We start from the raw sequence: 15,380 nt of genomic DNA, 5'->3' as shown, positions 1-15,380 counted from the left end.
GCCCGTCTCCGTTTCGAACCGTCAAGATCGTGCCCGATCTGTCAGACCGGGAGGGCCATTCGGTAAGAGTTCGTGCCGGCGGCGACAAGTACTGGTGTCAGCTCACCAACTGGAGGAATGGTGCCGGACGGAGACGAGAAACTTCCTGATCGACAGCGGCTGGCGGACCTGTTCCACCAGCACGGCAACTCGATCTTCGCGTACGCCTGTCACCGGCTCCCGGTCGAGGACGCCCGCGACGTGGTCGCCGAGGTCTTCACCGTCGCCTGGCGTCGACTGGCCGAAGTGCGGGTCGGCGAGGAACGGGCCTGGCTGTTCGGGGTGGCGCGGCGGATCATCCAGGCCCAGCACCGACGCGGCATCGACCACCTGGCTCTTCGGGAGCGCTTGCGGGCCAACGCGGCGGTCGACCGCACCGACGGCGGCCACGGCTTCGTCGAGGGCGCCGAGGTCGCCGCGGTGCTCGCCGCGATGCCGGAGCGCTACCGCGAGGTCCTCCTGCTCCGCTACTGGTACGACCTGACGGCCACGGAGGCCGCGAGGGTCCTCGGGTGCACGGGACCGACGTTCGCTGTCCGACTGCACCGGGCCCGGCGCCGGTTTCGTGCGGCCTACGAAGCCCAGGACGCCGCCGACGAGCGTGGCGCGAACGATCCTCGTCTTGTCATTCGTCTGGGGGAGCAGCGATGAAGGTCGGTACGAACCGCGTGGAAGACCTGGTCAGGGCGATCCGTCCCCGGCCGGACGTCGATTTCGTCGGCACCCCGGAGGGTGAACGCCTGCTGCGGACGGTGTTGGACCAGCCGCGACCGGCCACCGGCCGCCGACGGGTGGCGCGACGGTGGACAGTCGGCGCAGCGGTGACGCTCGGTGCGCTGTTGGCCGGCGGGGCGACGGCGGCCCTCGGCGGGTACCAGGCGGCCACCGCTCCGCCGGAGGCCCTGCCCGAGTCCGGCTCGTTCATGTGCGCCACGGCCGGGATGCACCGGATGGGCGAGGCCGTCGCGCGGGACGGGGAGTCACCGGTCGACGCCTGCCGCCGGGGTTGGCAGAGGGTGTTCGGCGAGAACGCACCCAAGCACCTGTTCGCCTGCGTCAAGCAGATCGAGCCGGCCCGCACTCCCTTCGCTTCGACGGGGCCCGCCGTCGGCTGGGGCGCCCTGGTGCTCGTCGTCGACGGTGACCAGTTCGGCAATGCCGCCGAGACATGCGGGTCCGTGGGGATGCTGGTGGCGCCCGAACCGAACGCGAGCCCGCCGGCCTGATCTCCACCGGCTCGGCTCGGTGCTCGGCACGCACGTGCCCGGACGATGCAGGGATCGTCCGGGCACGTGCTGGGCCGGAAGGCTCAGGGGTAGTTCGGGGTCCACGGTGACGGGACGGCGCCGCAGGTGTGCACGCCATCAATCATGTCGTTCGGACTACCGGTACCGCCCTCGACCTTGTCCAGCGCCAGATTCGACAGCTGGTTGCCCGACTTGAGGGACAGGATCCGCTTCCACGAGCCGCCGCCGACGTAGTTGTAGAAGTAGGACCAGGTGCCACTGGTCTGATTGTTCTTGATCGAGGAAATCTTGTCATTCCACCAGCCGCCACCCGGGAATGGAACGTTGCCCAGGTTGTACCGCCGGCTGCAGTAATAGAAGTTGAGCTCCTCCCCACCGTACTGTCGATCGCTGTACGCGCAGGTGTTTCCGACGTTGCAGACAAAGGCGGCGGCAGCGAACTCCCCTGTCGCCCGCTCCTCAGCCGTGTCCCGGAACTTCATCCGCAGGCCGGGCTGAAGCTCGACGGTCCGTGCGTCGAGCTGACGAGCACCGGGCATACGAGTGAGGATCTCATCGATGCCCCGCTGCCGCTGGGCTGCGGTAGGCGGCGTCGCGGTCTGGTCCCAGTTGTAGCCGACGCTGGGGGCCGCGGGCGGCCCGGACGGGCCGGCAGGCGCGGCGTGCCCGGTGCCGGGCGCGCCGAGGAGCAGCATTCCAGCGCCCAGCAGCACGGTCACACCGGTCCTGACGGACCTGCTCAATGCAATTCGCAAGGGATTTGCCTTCCTCTCATCTGGAGTAAGAGAAACGGGCACCGAGAGCAGCGCCCGCCCGCACTTGGCGGCCGTTTTTCACACGACACTCCGGAATGGGGACCCCCGTGTAGCCATCCCTCCTCCCTGCTTGTGAGCCACGCCCACGTATTGACGGTCGCCGAAATACGTGGGTGCCTATTTCTAGCATGACGATCGATCCCTTGCTGCCCCGCTCCGAGCCCACCACATTGGGTGCGCGAGCCATTGAGGAGTAATGTCCGTTCTGCTTTCACGGATGGTGACCGCGCGAGGAACCCATTCCCTGATGGATGCCGGTGGCGGCCAACGGAAAGTAGTCGCCCGCTCGAGGTAAGAAATCCGGATCGGCGTGGTGACCGGAGCGGGCCCGTCGGAGGGGTCTGCGATGCTGGCGCGATGACCACGAGCTGGCGGCACCTGCCCGCACCGGCCCGCGAGATCGCGGCCGCGGCGGCCGACGCGGTCCGCGCCGCGCAGGGCCGCGACGTCGAGGCGTACGAGTTGGCGACCGGCCGCCTCGCGGCGGCCGAACGGTCCGGGCTGGTCCTCGGTGCGGTGGTCCGGTCCCTGCTGGAGCTGGGGCACCCGGACGGGCTCGCCGGCGACGACGTACGCCAGGTGCTGGAGCGCTGCGTGCGCGGTGCCGCCTCCTGGCGTGCCGAGGTGGACCCGCACGTGGTGCTGGTCCTTCTCGCCAGCGCGCTCGGCCTGTACGACCCGGACGCCGACGAGGCCCCGCCCGCCCCCGACGCGTACGCCCGGCACGCCCCGCTGCTCGTCGCCGACCTGCTGGCGGCCACCGGCGCCCCGCTCGAGCCGCACCTGGCCGCGGCGTTCGCCGAGATCCGGCGCACCGAGCTGCACGACTGACCCCGGGGGACCGCACGCGATCGCCGTCCGGATGTGGCCGGATCGTTGCCGACCGGGACAGCGGGCAGGCCCGGCCGAAGCTAGTTTCCGCGTAACAACGACCACGGGGGAGACACGATGGGACCGGTCCGACCACGGAGATTCCTTGCCGCGGCGCTCGTCGCCACCGTCCTTTTCGCACCGGCCGCGTGCGGTGACGACGCCGAGCCTCGAACCGGTGCCAGCACCGCCGGGGCACCGGCCAGCGCGGCACCGCCGGCCCCGCCCGAGAAGCCGGGACCCGGCGACCACACCCTCGCGCTGGCTGGGCGGCCGGGCGGCTACGAGCTGCACGCCCCGCCCGGCTACCGTCCCGGGCAGAAATTGCCCCTGGTGGTGGCCGTCCACTACCGGGCCGCCGACCCGGCGATGATGCGGCGGATGACGCGCCTCGACGCCAAGGCCGACGCGGAGGACTTCCTGGTCGCCTACCCGTGCTGCGGCGGCAGCGAGGACGTGGGCTTCATCCGGGCCATGGTCGAGCACCTGGTCGAGAGGTGGGACGCGGACCCGAGCCGGATCTACGCGACCGGCATGTCGGCCGGTGCGACCATGTCGTACCGGCTGGCCGCCGAGGCACCCGACCTGTTCGCGGCGGTCGCGCCGGTCAGCGGCGGCCTGATCAGCGGCCAGAAGCCGGACTCCACCGCGGAGCGGCCGGCCCGCGCCGTCTCCCTACTGTCGATCATCGGCGCCGACGACCGCACCGCGAACGCGCTGGAGATCCGCCTCGGCCAATGGCGCCGCGCGTACGGCTGCACCGACGGGCCACCGGTCTGGGTCGACAAGGGAAAGACGGTCAACCGCACGACGTCGACCTGCCCGGGTGGTATGGAGATCGTCGGGTACACGGTCAACGGCATGGGCCACCGCTGGCCGGGCGGCGCCGAGGTGGGGCTGGGCGATCCGGCGCCCGCCCTCAACGCCACCGACGTGATCTGGGAATTCTTCGTGGCGCATCCGAAGCGCTGATCGTCCGGCGGGGTTCCCGGGCCGGCTGACTCACACCACGCCGTGCGGCCGGCTCACTGCGGCTGCGCGGCGGCTCACCGCGGCTCGGCGGGCGGCTCACCGCGGCCGGACCGGTCAGCCGCGCCGCAGCCGGGCCGCCGGCGCACCGCGGCTCGGCGGGCGGCCCGCCGTGGCCGGGCCGGTCAGCCGCGCCGCAGCCGGCCGGTCTCCGCACCCGCCGCGTCCCGAAGCACCAACATCTCGCCGTCGAGGGCGGCCTGTCGGGCAGTCGTCAGCCACGTGCCGACCGGCACGTTCTCGCACCCGATCAAGGTGCTCACCCCGCCGGTCACGGCGAGTGCGCCGGCCGGGCCGACCGCCCAGCGCCCACCGGTGCGGTTGCAGCCGTCGGAGGCCTGCCAGGTGCCGTCGGCGGCGAACTCCGCGTACGGCGGCACCGGCCAGCCGCCCGGCCCGGGCGCCGGCTTCCGGCCGTCGGCCCCGCTGACCGGCAGCCATCGGCCGACCAGTGCCCTCCGGTCGGCAGCGACCAGGCCGGCGGACAGCGCCGGGGCGACCGCCAGCTGCCGGCGTAGCTCCTCGGTCACCGTCGGCGGTTCCAGCCACGGCTGGTAGACGTCCGGGCCGCCCTGCGGCCGTGCGCCCGGCCGCAGCCGGACCAGCTCGGTGCCGTCGACGCCGAGGAGGAGCTGGGCCTGGCCGTCGGCCCGGAACCCCTCGGCCCGCGCCAGCCAGTCCGGCGTCCGCGGGCGCCCGGCCGCGCCGCACCGGCCGTCGTCAGTTGTCGAGGCACCGTGGACGTCGGCGAGAAAGAGCCCGCTCTGGTCGGCCCGCCACTGCCCGAAGAGCATCTCGCACCCCCGGAACACCATGAGGCCGTCGTCCGCGAGCCGCAGTACGGTGTCCGCCTCGACGCCGCGCCCGGTCACCGCCCACATCCCGACCAGCCCGGTCGGCTCCTGCCGGGGCACCGGCGCGGCGCCGGGTGGGTCGGCCGGGGCGGGCACGACCGGACCGGTGTCGCCCCCGCAGCCGGCGAGCAGCAACGCGATTCCGGTGATGGTCGCTATGAGGTAGCTGTTCCGGCGCATCGACCCCTCCAGCCCGTTCAGTCGCCTGGCACCCGCTCGGCGCCCCGGTGTTGTGACGTTGCCGCCGGTCGGACGGTTCCGGGACGAGGCTGCGGAGCCGGGACGACGACCGCCGCTCGAGCCGGCCGGCGGCTGCCGCACCGGTTACCTGTCGTACCGGCGGGCAATCATGTGCAGACGCCCAACGGAGGGAAGGAAACCATGATCGGCACCTTGCGGACCGTCGTCCTGGACACCCGTGACATCGCCGGCCTGGCCCGGTTCTACCAGGAGCTGGCCGGGTGGAAGCAGGTCTATGCCGACGACGAGTGGATCACGATGACCACCGACGACGGCTGGCGGACGGCGGTCCAGCTCGCACCGGATCACGTGGCACCCCGGTGGCCGGATCCCGCCCACCCCCAGCAGGCGCATCTCGACCTGCGAGTGCCCGACCTGGCGGCGGCCACCGACCGCGCGCAGGAGCTCGGCGCGACGCTGTTGCGTCGCAACGAGCGGTGGCACACCATGGCCGACCCGGCCGGGCACCCGTTCGACCTGTGCCTCAACCCCGACGACCCACGCACCACCCTGATGGGCGTGATGCTGGACTGCCCCGACGCCAAGGCGCTGAGCGTGTTCTACGCGGAGTTGCTCGGCAAGCCGGTGACCTACGAGGGCGACGGCATGGCGATGATCGGCGAGGACGGCGCCCAGCCGCTGTTGTTCCAGCAGGTGGCCGAGTACTCGCCGCCGCGCTGGCCCGATCCGGCCCACCCGCAGCAGATCCACCTCGACGTGCGGGTCGACGACGTGGCAGCGGCGGAGCCGGCCGCGCTCGCGCTCGGCGCCACCCGGCTGCCCGGCGAGGGCGACAACTGGCGGGTGTACGCCGATCCCGCCGGCAAGCCCTTCTGCTTGGTGTGGAACCTCGATCAGGGGTGACGGTCGCCGTCCCGTTCCGACGTTCGACGGGCGCGCCGTCGTCGCCGGAAACGAATCAAGGCCCCTCTGCGGAGGGGCCTTGACCTGCGATTACCTCTGGTCGGGGTGGCCGGATTTGAACCGACGACCTCTTCGTCCCGAACGAAGCGCGCTACCAAACTGCGCCACACCCCGAGGCGTGCCGACAAATAGTAGCCCACCTGCTCGACGGGTCAAACTCGGTACCCCCCGCCGCCCGGCGACCCGCAAGATCCGCACAACTTCGGGGAAGCAGTGGTCTCGGCGACGCCAGGAGGCCACCACTTCCCCGAAGTAGTGCCCCGTCCCGGGCCCGGGTCCGGGACAGACCGGGCGCCGGGCCCGGGACGGACCGGGCGCCGGTACAGGCGGCGGGACGGGCGGTGTCAGCGGGGGATCAGGGTGAGGATGCTGGCCTCCGGTGGGCAGGCGAAGCGGACCGGGGCCGTCGGGTGGGTGCCCAGGCCGGCCGAGACGTGCAGCCACGCGTCCGAGCCGGGCCAGCGGTGCAGGCCCTTGGCCATCGAGCGGGGAAGCCCGCAGTTCGTCACGAGTGCCCCGACGCCCGGTACGCACACCTGGCCGCCGTGGGTGTGCCCGGCGAGCAGCAGCCCGAACCCGTCCGCCGCCATCTGGTCGAGCACCGCCGGCTCCGGGGAGTGGCTGAGCGCGATCGACAGGTCCGCCGAGGGCGAGACCGGGCCGGCGACCGAGGCGTAGTCGTCCCGCTCGATGTGCGGATCGTCGACGCCGACCAGCTCGACGAGCCGCCCGCCGGCCTTCAGGGTGGTGCGGGCGTTGTTCAGGTCGGCCCAGCCGGCGCCGGTGAACACGTCGCGCAGTTCGTCGTACGGCAGCTCCGCCCCCTCGGTGTACTCCCGGTCCGGCAGGAAGTAGGTGAACGGGTTCTTCCAGACCGGGCCGGTGTAGTCGTTTGAGCCGAAGACGAAGGCGCCCGGGTAGTCGAGGAGCGGCTGCAGGGCGCGCAGCACGCCGGGTACCGCGGCGGGGTGGGCCATGTTGTCGCCGGTGACCACCACCAGGTCGGGGTCCAGCCCGGCCAGCGACGACACCCAGCCCTGCTTGCGTCGCTGGTCGGGCGTCATGTGCAGGTCGGACAGGTGCAGGATGCGCAGCGGCTCGGCGTCGGCCGGCAGCACCGGCACGTCGTACCGCCGCAGGGTGAACAAGTTGCGCTCGACGAGCGACGCGTACGCCAGGGTGGCCGCGCCCACGGCGGCGGTCCCGGCGGCGAGCCGGAATAGGGTGCGCTTTCGCATGGCGATCAGGGTAGTTTGACCGTCCATGGGCACGTTGAAGGACCGCCTCACCGCGGACATGCGGACCGCGCTGAAGGCGCGCGACGAGCTGACCACCTCCACCCTGCGGATGGCGCTCGCGGCCGTCGGGACCGCCGAGGTCGCCGGCAAGGCCAAGCGCGAGCTGACCGACGACGAGGTGCTCGCGGTGCTCACCCGGGAGGCCAAGAAGCGGCGCGAGGCCGCGGCGGCGTTCGCCGAGGCCGGGCGCGGCGAGCAGGCAGCGAAGGAGACCGCCGAGGGTGAGGTGCTGGAGCGGTACCTGCCGAAGCAGCTCTCCGACGAGGAGTTGGCCGAGGTGGTCGCGGGGGCGCTCGCCACGGGCGGCTTCGCCGGTAAGGGCCAGATGGGCCCGGCCATGAAGGCCGCCCAGGCCGCGGTGGCCGGCCGGGCCGAGGGTGGCCGGGTGGCCGCCGAGGTACGCCGGCAGCTCGCCGTCTGAGCTTCCGCATCCCACGTAACGCGAAACGGGCGGGCACCCTCAGCGGGTGCCCGCCCGTTCGTCGTGCGGGTGCGCTAGTCGCCGCGGCCGGGCGGGCGACCGGGGTTGGTCGGCGGCTGCCCGGTGCCCGGTGTCGGCGGAGTCCCGCCCTGGCCGGAGCTGACCTCGATCATGACCACGCCGCCCTTGATGGTGCGGCCCTGCGGGCTGGTGCCTGCGGCGGTGTTCGCCGGGCAGCTGGACGGGACCTTGTTGTTGGAGACGACCGGGTCGAAGCCGGCGCCCTTGATGCGGGACTTCGCCTGCTCCACGCTGACGCACTTGACGTCCGGGATCCGTCGCTGGTCACCGTCGCGGATCTTGCTGCCGGGCGGCGTGAAGTTGATCCGCTCCTTGCCCTGCATGGCGTCCCGCAGGGTCTCCTGCACCGGTCGGTTGATGCCGTTCGGCTCCTTGTGGCCCATCCTCTGGTTGGTCTGTGGCCAGTCCGGGTCGGCCATGATGCCGGCCACGGCGTACTGCTTGGTCATCGCGACCAGCGAGGACGTCTTGTCCTTGTCGGTGGTGCCGGACTTGCCAGCCACCGGGGCCTTGACGATGTTCTTGACCTCGCCGGCGGTCGCGCCGGTGCAGCGGGACGTCGACGAGCGGTCACCGACCGGGCAGCGGGCGGCGTCCACGGCCGCCCGGGCGACCTCGGTGCTGATCCGCTGCTCGCAGCGCGGGTTGGCGATGTCGAGCTTCTTGCCCTCCGGGTCGCGGATCTCCTGCACCGGGATCGGCTCGCAGTACTTGCCGTCGGCGGCGAGGGTGGCGTACGCGTTTGCCAGCTCCAGCGGCATGGTCTGGGAGACGCCGAGGGTGAAGGCGCCCCACTGGTGGGCACCCTTCTCCAGGTCCAGGTCCTCCTGGGCACGGAAGGTGATGCCGAGCTTCTTGGCGGCCTTGACGACGTTCTCCGCGCCCACCTGCTGCTGCAGGGGGACGAAGTAGGTGTTGACCGAGCGGCCGAACGCGCTCCACATGTTGTGCACGCCGGCCATGCTGTCGGCGGCGTTGGTCGGGCAGTAGAAGTGCGTGCCCGGGCAGGCCGCCGGCGAGTTCCGCTGGATGATGTAGTCGGAGCGGAACTGCTTCTGCGCGTTGATCGTGTAGCTGAGCGGGATGCCCTTCTCCAGCGCGGCGACGACCGTGAACATCTTGAACGTCGAGCCGGCCTGGTACCCGGTGATGCCGTCACCGCCGCTGAGCAGCGGGTTGACGGTGTTGGGGTAGTTGCCCCGCAGGCCCGCCTTCCGCTTCTTCGGGTCGCTGTGCGGTTTGTTGATTGGCTTCTTCGGGTCGTCCAGCTTGTAGTTGCGGTTGACCGAGAGCGCGCGCACCTTGCCGCTGCCGGGCTCGACCACGGCGACCATCCGGGCGGCCTTGCTGGTCACCGGCAGGTTCTTGCGGACGGCGCGGTCGGCGGCGTTCTGGGCCTGCGGCTCCATCGTGGTGATGATCGTGAAGCCGCCGCTCTTGAGCCGGCGCTCGCGGTCGTACGAGGTCGAGCCGAACGCCTCCTGCCCCATCCACCAGCGGTAGAAGTAGTCGCAGAAGAAGCCCCACTCCTTCTTGGTGGTGTCGACGCAGCCGTTCGGCGCCCGCTTGCCGACCACCTTCAGCTCGGTGGCCTTGGCCTGCTCGGCCTCCTCCTTGCTGATGGCGCCGGTCTCGACCATGTTGTCGATGACGTAGTTGCGGCGGGCCACCGCCTGGGGGTGGCCGCTACGCGTGGTCGGGTTGAACGCGCTGGGCGCCTTGACCAGGCCGGCGAGCATCGCCGCCTCGGGGACGGTGAGCTTGCTCGGCGGCTTGGCGAAGTAGACCTGGCTGGCGGCGTAGATGCCGTACGCGCCGTTGCCGAACGCGGCGATGTTCAGGTAGCGCTCGAGGATCTCGTCCTTGGAGAGTTCCTTGTCGATCTGGATGGCGTAGCGCATCTCGCGCAGCTTGCGGGCGCTGGTGTCCTCGGTGGCGGCGACGACGTCGGCCGGGTGGGTCGCCGAGTACGCGATGGCGAGCCGGACGTACTGCATGGTCAGCGTCGAGGCGCCCTGCCGGTCGGCGGTGCCGGAGCTGTTGTTGACGAAGGCCCGGGCGACGCCGTTGAGGTCGACCCCGTTGTGCTTGTAGAAGTCGTGGTCCTCGGCGGCGATGATCGCCTTCTGCATGACCGGGGCGATGTCCTTGAGCTTGACGTCGCGGCGGTTCTCGTCGTACATCGTCGCCAGCGGCGTCTTGCCGTCCGCGGCGTACAGGTAGCTGATCTGCGGCGCCCGCTTCACCGTCAGCTCGGTAGGCAGCGCACCGAACGTCTCGGCACCGGCCTTCGCGGCCAGGCCGGACATCGCCACTGCGGGGAAGGCCGCCGCGGCCACCACCACGCCGGCCAACAGGCCACAGATGAGTAGCGATGCGGCGTTGGTCAGCACATTGTGGTCACGTTTCCGCATCCAGGTCACCTCGACAGGGTACGCGAACAGGCAACGAGGGGCGCGGGGCGTCTTTTCCCCATTTCCTGCGCGCGCCGTCCTCGTTGTGCTAAACGCACGACCCCCGGTGCGAGGTTGCGTGATCCGGGGCCGAGTCTCCCTCGCCGAAGGGAGGGCGCGCAGCGTTTTCGGCGACCCGGCCGGGGTAAGCGGCGGGCACCAGCCCGGGAAGCCGGGAGTGTCCGGAATGATGGATTTGGCCGACAACGTTGCGTAATCGGGTGACTACAGAGCATGATGGGGGCGGCGACGTGCCATATGTCGTCCGTGTCGCCTTGGGGAAGGCAGGCCGGGCGATCGGGGGGAAACAGCCGGCTGGTCCGCGACGGGGTCGGTAGTACTGCAAGGGGGGACGTGTACACATGGGCATGATCACTGACTGGCCGTCACTGGCGGCATGTCAGAACGGGGACCCGGACGCGTTGTTCGTACAGGGCGCCGAACAGAACGTGGCCAAGCGGATCTGCCGGAGCTGCCCAGTCCGGTACGAGTGCCTGGCCGACGCGCTCGACAACCGGATCGAGTTCGGTGTGTGGGGTGGCATGACCGAACGCGAACGGCGGGCGCTGCTGCGCCGTCACCCGCAGGTCACGAGCTGGCGCAAGATGTTCGAGGCCGCGATGCGGAAGAACGCCAAGGAGAAGGCCGCCAAGGACAAGGTCCTGGCCGCCACGGTCGGCTGAGCCCGGCGCGGCCGGCCCGCCGGCCGCGTCACGGCTGGCTGATCGCCGCGCCGATCGTCCGTAGCCCGTCGACGTCGTGCACGTCGGCGGGCTGCGCCGTCACCGACACCATCGGCACGGACGGGAACGCCTCGAAGAAGCGGGCCGCCACCCGCTGCTCGCGTACCGCCTGCTGGGCCAGCACGGCGTGGGCCCGCAGCACCTCGGCGGTGCCCTCGTGGCCCGCCTGCCCGGCCAGCCGCTCCGCGGCGGCCAGGCTCTCGACCGGGCCGAGCTCCGGCACGGCCGGGCGGTGCACCCGGTTCAGCACCAGGCCGGCCAGCGGCATCTTCTCCTCCCGCAGCCGGCCCGCGAAGTACGCGGCCTCCCGGACCGCGTCCGGCTCCGGCGCCGCGACCAGCAGGAACGCCGTCTCCCGGGCCTGCAGGATGCGGTACGTCTGCTCGGCGCGCTGCCGGAAGCCGCCGAACATCGAGTCGAGCGCGGCCACGAAACCGGAGAGGTCGGTCAGCAACTGGGCGCCCAGCACCTTCTGCACGATCTTCGAGAACATCCCGAAGCCCGCGGTGACGAACGTGAACATGCTCCGGCCGCCGGTGCGGGCCGGGGCCAGCAGCAGCCGCAGCATCCGGCCGTCCAGGAAGCGGGAGAGCCGCGCCGGCGCGTCGAGGAAGTCCAGCGCCGACCGGGAGGGCGGCGTGTCCACCACGATCAGGTCCCACTCCCCCCGGGCGTGCAGCTGCCCGAGCTTCTCCATCGCCATGTACTCCTGGGTGCCGGCGAAGGTGGAGCTCATGGCCGCGTAGAACGGGTTGGCGAAGATCTCCGCCGCCTTCGCCGGATCGGTGTGCTGGAGCACCACGTCGTCGAAGGTGCGCTTCATGTCCAGCATCATGGCGTGCAGTTCGCCGCCGCTGGCCTCCGCGTCGATGCCCTTGACCTGGCGCGGCGTGTTGTCCAGCTCGGTCAGCCCGAGCGACTGGGCCAGCCGGCGGGCCGGATCGATCGTGAGCACCACGGTGCGCCGGCCGTGCTCCTCGGCGGCCCGCAGCGCGAGCGCGGCGGCGGTGGTCGTCTTGCCCACCCCGCCCGCCCCGCAGCAGACCACGATCCGTACGCCCGGATCGGCGAGGATCCGGTCGACGTCCAGCGGCGGCGCCACGTTGTCGGAAGGCACCAATCGAGCGTATCGGGCCCGGTCCGCCCGCGCGTCCGGGCCGGCGGAGGGTGTGCGTCAATCCGCCCCGAGGAGCGCCTCGGCCAGCCGGTCCAGCCCGGCCCGGTCCACCCCGTCGGGCAGCAGCGGCAACTCCACCAGCGGCAACCCCAACTCCACCAGGTCGGTCCGCAACGAGTCCTCCAGCTCGCGGCGGACCACCTGGTCGCGCGCCTCCGCGGCCAGCCCGGCCACGGTCCGCTCGTCGGCGGGCAGGCCGGCGGCGAGCAGCCCGCGGGACAGCTCCGCCGGGGTGACCGCGTGCCCGACCGGCAGCGGTGGCCGGGTGCCGTTGACGATGACCCGCCCGACGGGAAAGCCGAGCGAGGTCAGCTCGGCGATCGCGTCGATCGTCTCCTGGACCGGCATCTCCTCCAGCAGCGTCACCACGTGCACGGCGGTCATCGGGGACCGCAGCAGCGCGGCGACCCCCTCGCTCTGCGTCTTGATCGGGCCGACCCGGGCCAGCCGCGCCGTCTCGGCGGTGACGTTCAGGAAGCGGCCGATCCGCCCGGTCGGCGGAGCGTCCAGCACCACCGCGTCGTACGCGCGCCGCTGGCCGACCGTGCGGGTGGTGGCCTCCTTGACCTTGCCGGTGAGCAGCACGTCCCGCAGCCCGGGCGCGATCGTCGTGGCGAAGTCGATGGCACCGAGCTTGCGTAGCGCCCGGCCGGCCCCGCCCAGCTTGTAGAACATGTCCAGGTACTCGAGCAGGGCCTCCTCCGCGTCCACCGCGAGGGCCCGCACCGCACCGCCGCCCGGAGCGTCGGTGAGGTGCCGCTCGGCGTAGGGGAGCGGGTCGGTGCCGAAGAGCTGGGCGATGCCCTGGCGCCCCTCCACCTCGACCAACAGTGTGCGCCGGCCGCCGGTGGCCAGCGCGAGGGCCAGCGCGGCCGCCACACTCGTCTTGCCGGTGCCGCCCTTTCCGGTCACCACGTGGAGGCGGGCCGGCCACCCCGTGCCGGCCGGCTCGGCCGCTCGCTGCGCTGCTCCCACCCGTCGAGCCTATCCAGGCATCGCGGTCAGGCCACCTCGCAGACCCACCAACCCGTCTTCTTGATCACGGTGATGCGCAGCGGGAGGTCGGCGATCTTCTCGTCGGCGGTGGTCATGGTGACCTTGGTGGTGACGGTGGCCCGGTCGCCGGTCTGGTTGTCGACCTTCGGGGCGCTCCACCGGAAGCGCGGGTTCTGGTAGCCGGCCGCGTACTTCTCCACCTCGGCGACCTTGGCGGCGATCTTCCCGTCGTCCCGCGCGGCGGAACACACCAGGGCGGACGCCTTGCCGGCGTCGCGGTCCTTGTAGACCGCGGTGAGGAACTCCTCGACCGCGACCGTCGGCTCCTCGGCGCCCTCGCCGGCCTCCGCCGTGCGCAGCGTGAGGAAGGCGGCGACGCCGCCGCCGACGCACAGGACCAGGATGACCGCGAGGGCGACCGACGCGACCACCACGCCGCGCTTCCGCCGCGGCGCCTCCGGGCCCTGGTGCGGGGGGTAGGGCTCGGGCGGCGGTGGGATCGCCGACGGGTCCTGTCGCGGCACGGCGGGGGTGGCCGCCTCGGCCGGGGCGCTGGGCTGGCCGGCCGGCTCGCCGCTGGGTGGCTGGGTCATCGTTCCCCCGGGGGTGGGACCGCGTCGACTCGGCGAGACGACGGGCGTCGTGTGGTGGCGGTGGAACCGCCGGTTCCGACCGGAAGGGTAGCGGTCGTACCGGCGGTCCGGCGCGGCGTCGGTCCCGCGCTCGGGTCACCGCCGTACGGCCGCCGTCGGCGCCGGCCGCGATCACCGTTCCCACCTGCAGCGTGTCGCATATGTGACTTCTGGTTCGTCGATGCCGCGCGTCCTGTTGGCGGGACTCCTGACCCCGTCCTACGTTTCGAAGTGGCGCGGGACCGGGCCGGGGGGCCGGGCCGACAGACGAGGACTCGACCAGGTACGACCGCCGGAGGCAGGGCATGCGCGACGTGGAGAACATCCCCCGGATCCAGTACCCGCCGGCGGTCCGGCGGCTCGGCGTGCCCGTCGGCGGCGACGGGGGTGGGCTGCCGATGAACGAGCGGTCGTATCGCCGGCTCGCCGAGCCGGTCGACCTGCCGCCCGCCCCCGCCCGGTCCGGCGATCCCCTCGCCGGGACCGGCGGCCGCGCCCGGGACGAGGAGGGACCCGGGTACGTGGTGCACCTGCCGATCCGCGTCGCCGACCTGGCCGCCGCCACCTCGCTGGCGAGCACGATCGCCACCTCGCTGAGCTTCCTCGGCGAGGTCGACGCCGGGGAGACCACGGTGTCCACGGCGGACGACCAGAACAACCGGCACCGGGTGTTCTGCGACCTGCTGCTGCCGGACCGGTCCCGGTGCCCCCAGCCGTACGAGCACACCGGCCCGTGCGGCGACCTGGCGGTGGCTCCGGAGCAGCGTCCCGCACCGGGGTCCGTCGGCGGATCGTAGGCTGTGCTGGAAAGAGCCGAACTCCGCCGAAAGAGAGCCTTCCAGCGATGCAGAAGTGGGAGTACGCCACGGTCCCGCTGCTGGTCCATGCGACCAAGCAGATCCTCGACAACTGGGGCGAGGACGGCTGGGAGCTGGTCTCCGTGGTTCCCGGCCCGAACCCCGAGCAGCTCGTCGCCTACCTGAAGCGGCCGAAGGCATGACCGGGCCGCACGCGAAGCTCGCCGAGCTGGGGCACGAGCTGCCCGAGGTGGTGCCCCCGGTGGCCAGCTACGTGCCGGCGGTGCAGTCCGGCCAGCACGTGTACGTGTCGGGTCAACTGCCGATGGCCGAGGGCAAGCTGCTCGCCACCGGCAAGGTCGGCGCGGGTGTCTCCGCCGACCAGGCCAAGGACCTGGCCGGGCGGTGCGCGCTCAACGCGCTCGCCGCGATCGACTCGCTGGTCGGCCTGGAGAACGTCGTCAAGGTCGTCAAGCTGACCGGCTTCGTCGCCAGCGCCCCCGGTTTCACCGGCCAGCCCGGCGTGATCAACGGCGCCTCGGACCTCTTCGCCGCCGTCTTCGGCGAGCGGGGCCAGCACGCCAGAAGCGCGGTGGGCGTGGCCGAGCTCCCCCTGGACGCCCCGGTCGAGGTCGAGGTCATCGTCGAGGTGTCGGCCTAGCACCGCGCTCCTCCGCGATCTTGCACTTCCGCCCGACAAAGGCCCTGAACGGGTAGGAAGCAAGGGCCGAGAGTGCAAGATCGCGGAGGGTGGCGGGGGTGGT

17 protein-coding genes and 1 tRNA gene are annotated in these 15,380 nt (G+C 72.0%); 10 read left to right on the top strand and 8 right to left on the bottom strand.

The window, feature by feature from the left end:
- Positions 1-120: 120 nt before the first annotated feature.
- Both EV376_RS04035 and EV376_RS04030 read left to right on the top strand, forming a co-directional pair.
- Positions 121-690 (top strand): RNA polymerase sigma factor, encoded by a 570-nt coding sequence (locus tag EV376_RS04035; protein WP_165437947.1) that lies wholly within the window; start codon positions 121-123, stop codon positions 688-690.
- Positions 687-1,265: a hypothetical protein gene (locus EV376_RS04030; protein WP_130320809.1), complete on the top strand. Its 579-nt coding sequence runs from the start codon at positions 687-689 to the stop codon at positions 1,263-1,265. The genes EV376_RS04035 and EV376_RS04030 overlap by 4 nt, the downstream gene beginning before the upstream one ends.
- 83 nt (positions 1,266-1,348) lie before the next feature.
- Here the strand turns inward: EV376_RS04030 and EV376_RS30695 are convergent, their stop codons facing one another.
- Positions 1,349-2,005, bottom strand: a complete 657-nt coding sequence (locus tag EV376_RS30695; protein ID WP_486482510.1) for a peptidase inhibitor family I36 protein — start codon at positions 2,003-2,005, stop codon at positions 1,349-1,351.
- Between the two features lie 453 nt (positions 2,006-2,458).
- Here EV376_RS30695 and EV376_RS04020 point away from each other — a divergent pair, with 453 nt between their 5' ends.
- Both EV376_RS04020 and EV376_RS04015 read left to right on the top strand, forming a co-directional pair.
- Positions 2,459-2,932: a hypothetical protein gene (locus EV376_RS04020; protein WP_130320808.1), complete on the top strand. Its 474-nt coding sequence runs from the start codon at positions 2,459-2,461 to the stop codon at positions 2,930-2,932.
- A 117-nt stretch (positions 2,933-3,049) separates the two neighbouring features.
- Positions 3,050-3,943, top strand: a complete 894-nt coding sequence (locus EV376_RS04015; RefSeq protein WP_130320807.1) for a PHB depolymerase family esterase — start codon at positions 3,050-3,052, stop codon at positions 3,941-3,943.
- A gap of 182 nt (positions 3,944-4,125) precedes the next feature.
- On the opposite strand, the gene EV376_RS04010 is transcribed toward EV376_RS04015, so the two are convergent.
- A complete protein-coding gene (locus tag EV376_RS04010; RefSeq protein ID WP_130320806.1) occupies positions 4,126-5,034 on the bottom strand; it encodes an META domain-containing protein in 909 nt (302 codons plus the stop codon).
- A gap of 201 nt (positions 5,035-5,235) precedes the next feature.
- On the opposite strand from EV376_RS04010, the gene EV376_RS04005 reads away from it, so the two are divergent.
- Positions 5,236-5,958: a VOC family protein gene (locus EV376_RS04005; protein WP_130320805.1), complete on the top strand. Its 723-nt coding sequence runs from the start codon at positions 5,236-5,238 to the stop codon at positions 5,956-5,958.
- Positions 5,959-6,055: 97 nt separating this feature from the next.
- Here the strand turns inward: EV376_RS04005 and EV376_RS04000 are convergent.
- Together EV376_RS04000 and EV376_RS03995 are read right to left on the bottom strand one after the other, a co-directional pair.
- Positions 6,056-6,132, bottom strand: a tRNA-Pro gene (locus tag EV376_RS04000).
- 230 nt (positions 6,133-6,362) lie between these two features.
- Positions 6,363-7,256 carry a metallophosphoesterase gene (locus EV376_RS03995; protein ID WP_130320804.1) on the bottom strand — a complete coding sequence of 298 codons (894 nt, stop codon included), beginning with the start codon at positions 7,254-7,256 and terminating at the stop codon, positions 6,363-6,365.
- Positions 7,257-7,281: 25 nt separating this feature from the next.
- Between EV376_RS03995 and EV376_RS03990 the strand changes: the two genes are divergently transcribed.
- A complete protein-coding gene (locus EV376_RS03990) occupies positions 7,282-7,737 on the top strand; it encodes a GatB/YqeY domain-containing protein (protein ID WP_130320803.1) in 456 nt (151 codons plus the stop codon).
- Between the two features lie 74 nt (positions 7,738-7,811).
- Here EV376_RS03990 and EV376_RS03985 read toward each other — a convergent pair whose 3' ends face one another.
- Positions 7,812-10,232, bottom strand: a complete 2,421-nt coding sequence (locus EV376_RS03985) for a transglycosylase domain-containing protein (protein ID WP_130320802.1) — start codon at positions 10,230-10,232, stop codon at positions 7,812-7,814.
- Between the two features lie 401 nt (positions 10,233-10,633).
- On the opposite strand from EV376_RS03985, the gene EV376_RS03980 reads away from it, so the two are divergent.
- Positions 10,634-10,954 (top strand): WhiB family transcriptional regulator, encoded by a 321-nt coding sequence (locus EV376_RS03980; protein ID WP_130320801.1) that lies wholly within the window; start codon positions 10,634-10,636, stop codon positions 10,952-10,954.
- Between the two features lie 28 nt (positions 10,955-10,982).
- Here EV376_RS03980 and bagB read toward each other — a convergent pair whose 3' ends face one another.
- The 3 genes from bagB to EV376_RS03965 are packed head-to-tail and all read right to left on the bottom strand — an operon-like array spanning position 10,983 to position 13,780.
- Complete coding sequence (gene bagB / locus EV376_RS03975) at positions 10,983-12,134, bottom strand: ArsA-related P-loop ATPase (protein ID WP_207228035.1); 1,152 nt, start codon at positions 12,132-12,134, stop codon at positions 10,983-10,985.
- 54 nt (positions 12,135-12,188) lie between these two features.
- Complete coding sequence (gene bagA, locus EV376_RS03970; protein WP_130320799.1) at positions 12,189-13,166, bottom strand: ATPase BagA; 978 nt, start codon at positions 13,164-13,166, stop codon at positions 12,189-12,191.
- 26 nt (positions 13,167-13,192) lie between these two features.
- Entirely contained in the window at positions 13,193-13,780 is a 588-nt protein-coding gene (locus EV376_RS03965; RefSeq protein WP_130320798.1) for an Rv0361 family membrane protein, read from the bottom strand.
- Between the two features lie 344 nt (positions 13,781-14,124).
- Between EV376_RS03965 and EV376_RS03960 the strand changes: the two genes are divergently transcribed.
- From EV376_RS03960 to EV376_RS03950, 3 genes are read left to right on the top strand one after another with little or no spacing between them, the layout of a single operon-like run.
- A complete protein-coding gene (locus tag EV376_RS03960; RefSeq protein WP_130320797.1) occupies positions 14,125-14,616 on the top strand; it encodes a hypothetical protein in 492 nt (163 codons plus the stop codon).
- A 47-nt stretch (positions 14,617-14,663) separates the two neighbouring features.
- Positions 14,664-14,819, top strand: coding sequence for a Sp36 family protein (gene sp36, locus EV376_RS03955; RefSeq protein WP_013736319.1), 156 nt, complete (start codon positions 14,664-14,666; stop codon positions 14,817-14,819).
- On the top strand, positions 14,816-15,277 hold the full coding sequence (locus EV376_RS03950) for a RidA family protein (protein ID WP_130320796.1): 462 nt from the start codon (positions 14,816-14,818) through the stop codon (positions 15,275-15,277). Before sp36 ends, EV376_RS03950 begins: the two co-directional genes overlap by 4 nt.
- Positions 15,278-15,380 lie beyond the last annotated feature (103 nt).

The organism is Micromonospora sp. CNZ295, from assembly GCF_004217535.1.
Note: the sequence above shows the minus strand (reverse complement) of the source record. Positions and strands in the feature narration are given on the sequence as shown.

Coding starts and splice junctions, on each gene's coding strand:
- EV376_RS03995 (WP_130320804.1), bottom strand. CDS start 7,256: ATGCGAAAGCGCACCCTATTCCGGCTCGCCGCCGGGACCGCCGCCGTG.
- EV376_RS03980 (WP_130320801.1), top strand. CDS start 10,634: ATGGGCATGATCACTGACTGGCCGTCACTGGCGGCATGTCAGAACGGG.
- EV376_RS04030 (WP_130320809.1), top strand. CDS start 687: ATGAAGGTCGGTACGAACCGCGTGGAAGACCTGGTCAGGGCGATCCGT.
- EV376_RS03960 (WP_130320797.1), top strand. CDS start 14,125: ATGCGCGACGTGGAGAACATCCCCCGGATCCAGTACCCGCCGGCGGTC.
- EV376_RS04005 (WP_130320805.1), top strand. CDS start 5,236: ATGATCGGCACCTTGCGGACCGTCGTCCTGGACACCCGTGACATCGCC.
- sp36 (WP_013736319.1), top strand. CDS start 14,664: ATGCAGAAGTGGGAGTACGCCACGGTCCCGCTGCTGGTCCATGCGACC.
- EV376_RS03950 (WP_130320796.1), top strand. CDS start 14,816: ATGACCGGGCCGCACGCGAAGCTCGCCGAGCTGGGGCACGAGCTGCCC.
- EV376_RS03965 (WP_130320798.1), bottom strand. CDS start 13,780: ATGACCCAGCCACCCAGCGGCGAGCCGGCCGGCCAGCCCAGCGCCCCG.
- EV376_RS03985 (WP_130320802.1), bottom strand. CDS start 10,232: ATGCGGAAACGTGACCACAATGTGCTGACCAACGCCGCATCGCTACTC.
- EV376_RS04010 (WP_130320806.1), bottom strand. CDS start 5,034: ATGCGCCGGAACAGCTACCTCATAGCGACCATCACCGGAATCGCGTTG.
- EV376_RS04020 (WP_130320808.1), top strand. CDS start 2,459: ATGACCACGAGCTGGCGGCACCTGCCCGCACCGGCCCGCGAGATCGCG.
- EV376_RS03990 (WP_130320803.1), top strand. CDS start 7,282: ATGGGCACGTTGAAGGACCGCCTCACCGCGGACATGCGGACCGCGCTG.
- EV376_RS04015 (WP_130320807.1), top strand. CDS start 3,050: ATGGGACCGGTCCGACCACGGAGATTCCTTGCCGCGGCGCTCGTCGCC.